The organism is Thauera propionica (assembly GCF_002245655.1).
Lineage (GTDB): Bacteria > Pseudomonadota > Gammaproteobacteria > Burkholderiales > Rhodocyclaceae > Thauera > Thauera propionica.
Map to the genome: position 1 here is coordinate 85388 of NZ_NOIH01000001.1, position 8692 is coordinate 94079.

8 protein-coding genes are annotated in these 8692 nt (G+C 66.8%); 2 read left to right on the forward strand and 6 right to left on the reverse strand.

The window, feature by feature from the left end:
* Positions 1-60: 60 nt before the first annotated feature.
* The 3 genes from cbbX to CGK74_RS00395 all read right to left on the reverse strand — a co-directional run bounded on the left by cbbX (position 61) and on the right by CGK74_RS00395 (position 3071).
* Complete coding sequence (gene cbbX, locus CGK74_RS00385; protein WP_094266406.1) at positions 61-963, reverse strand: CbbX protein; 903 nt, start codon at positions 961-963, stop codon at positions 61-63.
* 180 nt (positions 964-1143) lie between these two features.
* Positions 1144-1569, reverse strand: a complete 426-nt coding sequence (locus tag CGK74_RS00390; protein ID WP_094266408.1) for a ribulose bisphosphate carboxylase small subunit — start codon at positions 1567-1569, stop codon at positions 1144-1146.
* A gap of 35 nt (positions 1570-1604) precedes the next feature.
* Positions 1605-3071 carry a form I ribulose bisphosphate carboxylase large subunit gene (locus CGK74_RS00395; RefSeq protein ID WP_094266430.1) on the reverse strand — a complete coding sequence of 489 codons (1467 nt, stop codon included), beginning with the start codon at positions 3069-3071 and terminating at the stop codon, positions 1605-1607.
* Between the two features lie 121 nt (positions 3072-3192).
* On the opposite strand from CGK74_RS00395, the gene CGK74_RS00400 reads away from it, so the two are divergent.
* Positions 3193-4113 carry a LysR family transcriptional regulator gene (locus CGK74_RS00400; protein WP_094266410.1) on the forward strand — a complete coding sequence of 307 codons (921 nt, stop codon included), beginning with the start codon at positions 3193-3195 and terminating at the stop codon, positions 4111-4113.
* A gap of 69 nt (positions 4114-4182) precedes the next feature.
* Here the strand turns inward: CGK74_RS00400 and fba are convergent, their stop codons facing one another.
* The 3 genes from fba to pyk all read right to left on the reverse strand — a co-directional run bounded on the left by fba (position 4183) and on the right by pyk (position 8027).
* A complete protein-coding gene (gene fba / locus CGK74_RS00405) occupies positions 4183-5247 on the reverse strand; it encodes a class II fructose-bisphosphate aldolase (protein WP_094266412.1) in 1065 nt (354 codons plus the stop codon).
* 202 nt (positions 5248-5449) lie between these two features.
* Positions 5450-6475, reverse strand: a complete 1026-nt coding sequence (locus CGK74_RS00410) for a peptidoglycan-binding protein (protein ID WP_094266414.1) — start codon at positions 6473-6475, stop codon at positions 5450-5452.
* 103 nt (positions 6476-6578) lie between these two features.
* Positions 6579-8027, reverse strand: a complete 1449-nt coding sequence (gene pyk, locus CGK74_RS00415; RefSeq protein ID WP_094266416.1) for a pyruvate kinase — start codon at positions 8025-8027, stop codon at positions 6579-6581.
* A 206-nt stretch (positions 8028-8233) separates the two neighbouring features.
* Between pyk and CGK74_RS00420 the strand changes: the two genes are divergently transcribed.
* Complete coding sequence (locus CGK74_RS00420; RefSeq protein WP_094266418.1) at positions 8234-8632, forward strand: hypothetical protein; 399 nt, start codon at positions 8234-8236, stop codon at positions 8630-8632.
* Positions 8633-8692 lie beyond the last annotated feature (60 nt).

The window sequence follows — 8692 nt, forward strand, 5'->3', positions numbered from 1 at the left end:
GGCGTAGTGCCGGATCGGTGCTTGTCGTTATGTTTGTTTGTCCGCGCGCGGCGGCACGGATCAGGCGGTGTCGGTTGGCAGGAAGTGCCGGCTGGCGCGCACGTCGGCTTCGGTGATGGTGGTGAGCGAATCCGCATCGACCAGTCCGCCTGCTTCGAACAGGCGCAGGGCCTGGCGCAGGCGCATGCGGTCGAGCGCGTTGCGCACGCTGCGCGCGTTGGCGAAGTGCGGATGGCGGCGGCGCAGCACGATGTATTCGTCGAAGGCGCGGCGCGCGGCGTCGTCGAAGCGGTAGTTCCAGCCGGCGAGCATGCGCTGGGCGATCTCGCCGAGTTCGTCGTTGCTGTAGTCGGGGAAGTCGACGTGGTGGGCGATGCGCGACTTCATGCCGGGGTTGGATTCGAAAAAGCGTTCCATGCGCTCGGCGTAGCCGGCGAGGATGACCACGAGGTCGTCGCGCTGGTTCTCCATCACCTGCAGCAGGATCTCGATGGCTTCCTGGCCGTAGTCCTTTTCGTTCTCGGGGCGGTAGAGGTAGTAGGCCTCGTCGATGAAGAGCACGCCGCCCATGGCGCGCTTGAGCACGTCCTTGGTCTTGGGCGCGGTGTGGCCGATGTACTGGCCGACGAGGTCGTCGCGGGTGACGGCGACGACGTGGCCGCGGCGGCAGTAGCCGAGGCGGTGCAGGATCTCGGCCATGCGCATGGCGACGGTGGTCTTGCCTGTGCCGGGGTTGCCGGTGAAGCTCATGTGCAGCGAGGGGTGTTCGGTGGCCAGCCCGAGGCGCTGGCGTACGCGGTCGACGAGGAGCAGGGCGGCGATCTCGCGCACGCGGCGCTTGACCGGGGCGAGGCCGACGAGGTCGCGGTCGAGGGACTCGAGCACTTCACCGATGCCGGCGTCGCGGAACTCGGCGCCGAGGTCGATGCTGGCGGGGGCGGGGGCCTTCTCGGGGGCGTTCATGGTCGCGTCTCCTGCGGGTGTCGGTTCGATTTGGCGTTTGCGCGGACTGGTCGGCCGATCGGGTCATTCGCGCCGCTTGGCTGCGGAACTCGCGCGCTGCGCGCGCTCAGACAGTCCTCGCCGCGCTTCGCGAACGACCCGATCGGCCTGTTCCCGTGGGCTTACTGAGTCGCTGTGCCGTCAGCTCGCATAGCGCGCGCCTTCCGGGTTGCGACCGACGGCGTAGCTCTCCATCGTGTAGCGCAGGCTGCGGCCCTTCGTCTCCTGGCGGGTGAGTCGGAAGCCGGGCTCGGCAGTGGGGCGCTGGACGATGAAGGACATGCGCACCGTCTCCCAGCCCTTGGTGGAGTCGAAGGCGTTGATGCGGATGTAGGTCTCGGGGTTGGCCTCGCGGCAGGCCTTGAGTTCGCCCATGACGCCAGCCGGGTCGCGCAGGTCGAACATCGGCAGCCCCCACATGTTCCAGTAGGTGTTACGCGGGTGGGGGTCGTCGGTGAACTCGAGGGCGACAGCCCAGTTCTGGTCGAGGCAGTAGTTGATCTGCGCGGCGATCTGGGTGTCGGTTAGGTCGGGCAGGAAGGAAAAGCAGCCTTGGGTGATGCGCATGATGGGTCTCCTCGGTTCCGGGATGGGGCTGGGCTTCAGGCCACGCTGGCGGTCGGCACGAAGTCGGACGTGTCAGTGCTGGTGTAGTTGAAGGTGATGTCGCCCCAGGTATCGAGGGCGGCGCGCAGCGGCTGGCACCACTTGGCGGCGTCGGCGAGGATCTGCGGACCTTCGTTGAGGATGTCGCGGCCTTCGTTGCGGGCGAGCACCATGGATTCGAGCGCGACGCGGTTGGCGGTGGCGCCAGCCTGGATCCCCATCGGGTGACCGATGGTGCCGCCGCCGAACTGCAGCACGACTTCGTCGCCGAACAGGTCGAGCAGCTGGTGCATCTGGCCGGCATGGATGCCGCCGGAGGCGACCGGCATCACGCGCTTGATGCTGGCCCAGTCCTGGTCGAAGAACAGGCCGCGCGGCAGGTCCTGCCTGGTCACCATCTCGCGGCAGACGTTGTAGAAGCCCTGCACGGTCATCGGGTCGCCTTCGAGCTTGCCGACCGCGGTGCCGGCATGCAGGTGGTCGACCCCGGCCAGGCGCAGCCACTTGGCGATGACGCGGAAGGAGACGCCGTGGTTCTTCTGTCGGGTGTAGGTGCCGTGGCCTGCGCGGTGCATGTGCAGGATCATGTCGTTCTCGCGGCACCAGTTGCTGATCGACTGGATCGCGGTCCAGCCGATGATGAGATCGACCATGACGATGCAGGAGCCGAGGTCGCGGGCGAATTCGGCCCGCTTGTACATCTCCTCCATGGTGCCGGCGGTGATGTTGAGGTAGTGGCCCTTGGATTCGCCGGTCTGCGCCGCGGCCTGATTGACGCCCTCCATGCAGTACAGGAAGCGGTCGCGCCAGTGCATGAAGGGCTGCGAGTTGATGTTCTCGTCGTCCTTGGTGAAGTCCAGCCCGCCGCGCAGGGCTTCATACACCACACGACCGTAGTTCTTGCCGGAGAGACCGAGCTTGGGCTTCATCGTCGCGCCAAGCAGCGGGCGGCCGTATTTCTCCAGGCGCTCGCGCTCGACCACGATGCCGGTCGGGGGGCCGCGGAAGGTCTTCACATAGGCCACGGGCAGGCGCATGTCCTCAAGGCGCGCGGCCTTGAGCGGCTTGAAGCTGAAGACGTTGCCGATGATCGAGGCGGTGAGGTTGGCGATCGAGCCTTCCTCGAACAGGTCGAGATCGTAGGCGACCCAGCAGAAGTACTGGCCTTCCTGGCCGGGCACCGGCTCGATGCGGTAGGCCTTGGCGCGGTACTTGTCGCAGGCGGTCAGGCGGTCGGTCCACACCACGGTCCATGTGGCGGTGGAGGATTCGCCGGCCACCGCAGCGGCGGCCTCGATCGGATCCACGCCTTCCTGCGGGGTGATGCGGAAGACCGCGAGCACGTCGGTGTCCTTGGGCTCGTAGTCGGCGTTCCAGTAGCCCATTTGCGCGTACTTGAGCACGCCGGCCTGGTAGCGCTTCTTCGGGTCGAGGATCTGTTGCGGGTTTTCGGCTGCGCCCATGTCGGTCTCCTTGTCCTTCGCGTTGCGAGTGGTCACTGTCAAGCGGTGGTGACTGGACAATAGGGCGAATCGAAAATAAGCTCCAATGACGTTTTGTTCAGATATGAGATAAGGTTTTCTGATGAAGCTCGCGCAACGCCTCACGCTCAAGCAGCTCCGCGCCCTGGTCGCGGTGGCCGACAGTGGCAGCTTCACGCAGGCGGCGCGCCTGCTGCACCTGACGCAGCCGGCCATCTCGATGCAGATCCGCGACGCGGAGGCGATCGTGGGCCAGGTGCTGGTCGATGGCCGGCGCGAGATCCGCCTGACGGCGGCGGGGGAGATCGTGGCGCGCGCGGCGCGCCAGGCCCTGCAGGCGCTGGAACTGGCCGAAGTCGAGCTGAAGGCGCGCATGGGCGTGGCGGCCGGCACGCTGGACGTGGTGGCGATCACCACCGCCGAGTACTTCGTGCCGCATCTGCTGGCCGAGTTCGGCCGGCGCCATCCGGATATCACCTTCCGGCTGACGGTGGAGAACCGCGAGCGCGTGCGCACGCTGCTGCAGGAGCAGCGCTGCGATGTGGCGATCATGGGCCAGCCTCCGCGCGGCCTGGACCTGCGCCGCATCCCCTTCGCCCCGCACCGGCTGTCCTTCGTCGCGCGGCCGGATCATCGCCTGGCCGGGCGCAAGCGCATCCCGATCGCGGCGCTGACCGAGGAGCGCCTGCTGCTGCGCGAGCAGGGCTCGGGCACGCGCGACAACCTCGAGCGTTTCCTGCGCGCGCACGGCGTCAAGCCGCTGGCCGCCGACGAACTCGGCAGCAACGAGACGCTCAAGCAGGCGGTGATGGCCGGCATGGGCATCGCCTTCCTGTCGCATCACACTTTCGCGATGGAGGTGGAGAGCGGCCGCCTGGTTCGGCTGGACGTGGTCGATACGCCGGTGATCCGGGAGTGGAACGTGGTCTCGCGCACCGACCGGCCGATGACGCCGGCGCTCGACGCGCTGCTGGAGTTCCTGCAGACCGAAGGGGCGGCGCGGATGCGGGCGATGGAGCGCTGAGCTGAGGTCCGCGCAAAAGAAAACGCGCCACGTGGGCGCGTTTCGAACTGCCTGGGAAACCGCGACGGCTCAGCGCACGATCTGCGTCAGCTCGCCGGCCTTGTAGCGTGCGGCCATCTTCTCGAGCGAGACCGCTTTGATCTTGCTGGCCATGCCGGCGCAGCCGAAGGCTTCGAAGCGGGCCCTGCAAACCAGCTTGGCGGCTTCGCGCGCGGGCTTGTTGAACTCGCGCGGGTCGAACTTGGAGGGGTTTTCGACCAGGAACTTGCGCACCGCGCCGGTCATCGCCAGGCGGATGTCGGTGTCGATGTTGATCTTGCGCACGCCGTACTTGATGCCCTGCACGATCTCCTCGACCGGCACGCCGTAGGTTTCCTTCATGTCGCCGCCGTACTGGCGGATGATCTCGAGCAGCTCCTGCGGAACCGAGCTGGAGCCATGCATCACCAGATGGGTATTGGGGATGCGGGCGTGGATCTGCTTGATGCGCTCGATGGCGAGGATGTCGCCGGTGGGCTTGCGGCTGAACTTGTAGGCACCGTGGCTGGTGCCGATGGCGATCGCCAGCGCGTCGCAGTCGGTCTGCTTGACGAAGTCGGCGGCCTGGTCGGGGTCGGTCAGCATCTGGCTGTGGTCGAGCGTGCCTTCGGCGCCAACGCCGTCTTCCTCGCCGGCCTGGCCGGTCTCGAGCGAGCCGAGGCAGCCGAGTTCGCCTTCGACGCTGACGCCGATGGCGTGCGAGAACTTCACCACCTCACGGGTGACGGCGACGTTGTACTCGTAGGAGGAGGGCGTCTTGCCGTCTTCCATCAGCGAGCCGTCCATCATCACGCTGGAGAAACCCGAGCGGATCGCGCCCATGCAGATCGCCGGGCTCTGGCCGTGGTCCTGGTGCATGACGATGGGGATGTTCGGATACGCTTCGACGGCGGCGTCGATCAGGTGGCGCAGGAAGGCTTCGCCCGCGTACTTACGCGCGCCGGCCGAGGCCTGCATGATCACCGGGCTGTCGCATTCGGCAGCCGCTTCCATGATGGCCTGGACCTGTTCGAGGTTGTTCACGTTGAACGCGGGCAGGCCATAGCTGTGTTCGGCGGCGTGGTCGAGCAGCTGGCGCATGGAAACGAGGGGCATGTAGGTTCTCCTGATGACTGGGCGAGAAGTGCGGGCCGCTTCAGGGCCGCGCTGGGTGGTCGGTTAACTCTGCATTCTAATACGAGCCGGGTCGATGCGTTGCGCGTTACAGGGGGCGTGCATGCGTCTCCGAACCGGCGGCCGGGTAAACGAAAACGGCCCGGGCGGACCCGGGCCGTTTGACGTCGTTGGAGCGCGTCGATCAGCGCTGCAGTTCGGCCTGTGTGGTGGCATCGAGCCGGCCGGTGACCGGGATGCCGCGGTCGGCCTGGAAGTCGCGCAGGGCGGCCTGGGTTTTCGCGCCCATCTTGCCGTCGGGGTTGCCGACGTCGAAGCCCATCTGGTTCAGCCGGGCCTGCGCGTCGCGCAGACTGATCTTGCCACCGCTGTAGCCGCCGGCCTGGGAGGCGCCGTCGACGCCGAGACGACCGCCGGTGCCGAGGCCCCGATCACCCATGCCCTGGGCAGTGTAGTTACGCAGCGCGCGCACGAGCTGGTTGTACGAGTCCATGAACGCGCCGGCGATGACCTTGCCCTGCGGGGTATTGGTGTAGCCGCCGAGTCCGACGCCGCCACCGCCGCCGCCGATCAGACCGCCCAGGCCGAAGTCGGTGTTCTTGGCGCTGCCTTCCGCCACACCGACCTGGACGCCCGAACGGTTGTCGACCAGCGTCAGCAGCGTGGCAGCCTCGTTGGTCTTCATGCTGCCGACGATGGCGCCGAGCAGCCCGCCGCCCACGGCGCCAGCCGCGGCACCCAGGCCGCCCGTGCCGCGTTCGCTGAAAAGCACTTCAGGCGTCAGCGAGTAGTCCGCGCTGACCATCTGGCCCTTGCCGAAGTTGCTGCCGGCGCGCAGTTCGCCGCTCTGCTGCAGCGCGCGCTCCTGCGCCATGTTGGCCATCGCGCGTCCGCGATCGACGACGATGAAGCAGTTCGACTGCTGCATCAGCAGGCGCAGAACCGGCACCGTCGAGGTCAGGCGGTATTGGCCGGACAGGATGCGGTACCAGTCGGCGTTCTGGTCTTCGACAACGGCGATGGTGCCGAACGGGCGGTCGCAGCGTTCGAGTTCAGAGTTCGCGTTCGCCGCGTTCGCACCGCCGGCGCTACCGGTGGCGACGGTCTTGGCATCGGCATCGCCGCTGCGGACAGGCATGGAGCCAACGCAACCCGCAAGCGTGGTGGTGAGCGCCGCGAGCGCCAGGAATTTCAGCTTGTTGTTTTTCATTCAAGAACCCCGTGCCGGTGTATTCGGAGAAAAGGAGATGGGATCTTAACAAAATGAAACGGCGCTATGTCATGGAGGTGCAGCCCCTGCGGCGTGGTCGTGTTCAGGCGTAGGCATTGGGCGCCTGATGGTCGCCGACGCGCACGATCTTGAGTGTGTTGGTGCCGCCCGAGGCACCGATCGGCTCGCCGATGGTGAGCACGATGAGGTCGCCGTATTCGACCACGCCCTGATCGAGCAGGATCTGCTCGGCTTCCCACAGCAGCACGTCGCGGTCCTGGTGGGTCTGGCTCATCAGCAGCGGATAGACCTCGCGGTACAGCGTCATCTGGTTGCGGGCGCGGACCTCGGGGGTCAGTGCGTAGATCGGCACGCCGCAGTTCAGGCGGCTCATCCACAACGCGGTCGAGCCGGTCTGGGTGAGCGAGGCGATCGCCTTGACGTTGAGGTGGTAGGCGGTCCACATCGCCGCCATCGCGATCGACTGGTCGATGCGGGTGAAGACGCGGTTCAGCACCTCGCGGTCGAGCGTGACCTCGTTCGACTTCTCCGCCTCGAGGCAGACGCGGCTCATGGCCTCGACGACCTCGACCGGGAACTTGCCCGAGGCCGTCTCGGCCGACAGCATCACCGCGTCGGTGCCGTCGAGCACGGCGTTCGCCACGTCGGATACCTCAGCGCGGGTCGGCACCGGGCTGGTGATCATCGATTCCATCATCTGCGTCGCGGTGATGGTGAGCTTGTTGCGGTCGCGGGCGGCGCGCAGCATCTTCTTCTGCAGCGCAGGCACGGCGGCGTCGCCGACTTCGACGGCAAGGTCGCCGCGCGCCACCATGATGCCGTCGGAGGCGTCGAGGATTTCCTCGAGGTTGGCGACGGCTTCGGTACGCTCGATCTTGGCGATCAGCAGTGCGTCACCGCCACCGGCGGCGCGCATCAGCTGGCGCGCCATGTACATGTCGGCTGCGCTCTTGGGGAAGGACACGGCGACGAAATCGACGCCGATCTGCGCGGCGGTACGGATGTCGTCCATATCCTTGGCGGTCAGCGCCGGCGCGGTGAGGCCGCCGCCCTGGCGGTTGATGCCCTTGTTGTTGGACAGCTCGCCGCCGACCTTCACCGCGGTGTGGATCTCGTGGCCGATCACCTTCTGGACCGTCAGCTTGAGGCGGCCGTCGTCGAGCAGCAGCACATCGCCTGGCTTCACGTCCTTGGGCAGATCCTTGTAGTCCAGACCGACGCGCTGCGCGTTACCCATCTCGCAGCGGGCGTCGAGGATGAAGGCGGCGTCGCGCTCGAGCGTGATGCGGCCGTCGGCGAACTTGCCGATGCGGATCTTCGGACCCTGCAGGTCGGCGAGGATACCGACCGGGCGGCCCACCAGGGCCGAGGCTTCGCGAATGGCGTTGGCGCGGGCGATGTGATCCTCGGCCTTGCCGTGGGAGAAGTTCATGCGTACCACATCCACGCCCGCATGGACCATGCGTTCGAGCACTTGCGGGTCGGAGGAGGCGGGGCCGAGGGTGGCGACGATCTTGGTGTGGCGCGACATGAGGTCTCCCGAAAGCGTGTTCTTGTGCGAGGCCGGAGCGCGAAAGGCTTCGCGCAGTCCCGCCCCGCATTCTAAACCGGGCATCCGCTCCGCCGTCTTGATGTGGATCGCGCCGTGTTCGACCGCGTATCGCGCGATTACATGCGATGAAATGGAAAATTCATGCGCCTGTACTAGACTGACGGATAAACGAGAGGGGTAGGCCCATGGATCTGACCGTTGTTCTCAGTATTGTGATCGTGGCGTTGTTCGCCGCTGGATGGACGACATTGCGCCGCCGGCCGCAACCGATGCCCGCGCAGGCCGACATGCCGACTCACCCCTACCACTGCGTTGCGGTCGAGGCGCGCGGTGGCGGCTGCGAGGCCGTGCGCCGCATGGCCGGCCAGCGCTTCCTTGCCGCCCATGCACCTGCGCTGCCTCTGTCGGGTTGCAACCAGAGCCGCTGCGAATGCATCTACCTGCACTACGAGGATCGCCGCCACCACAATCGCCGCGATCCCTACATTCATGCACGGCGGGCGCCGATCACCGAACTTTCGCAGGATCGGCGCGTGACGAGCGGCCGGCGCAAGACCGACGTGCTGGCTCAGCCGGTTCTATAGGCGCCCACGGCCTCCCCCTCGCGGCCGCGTTCGGCAAGCGACGTTCGGTGGTCGGTTTCG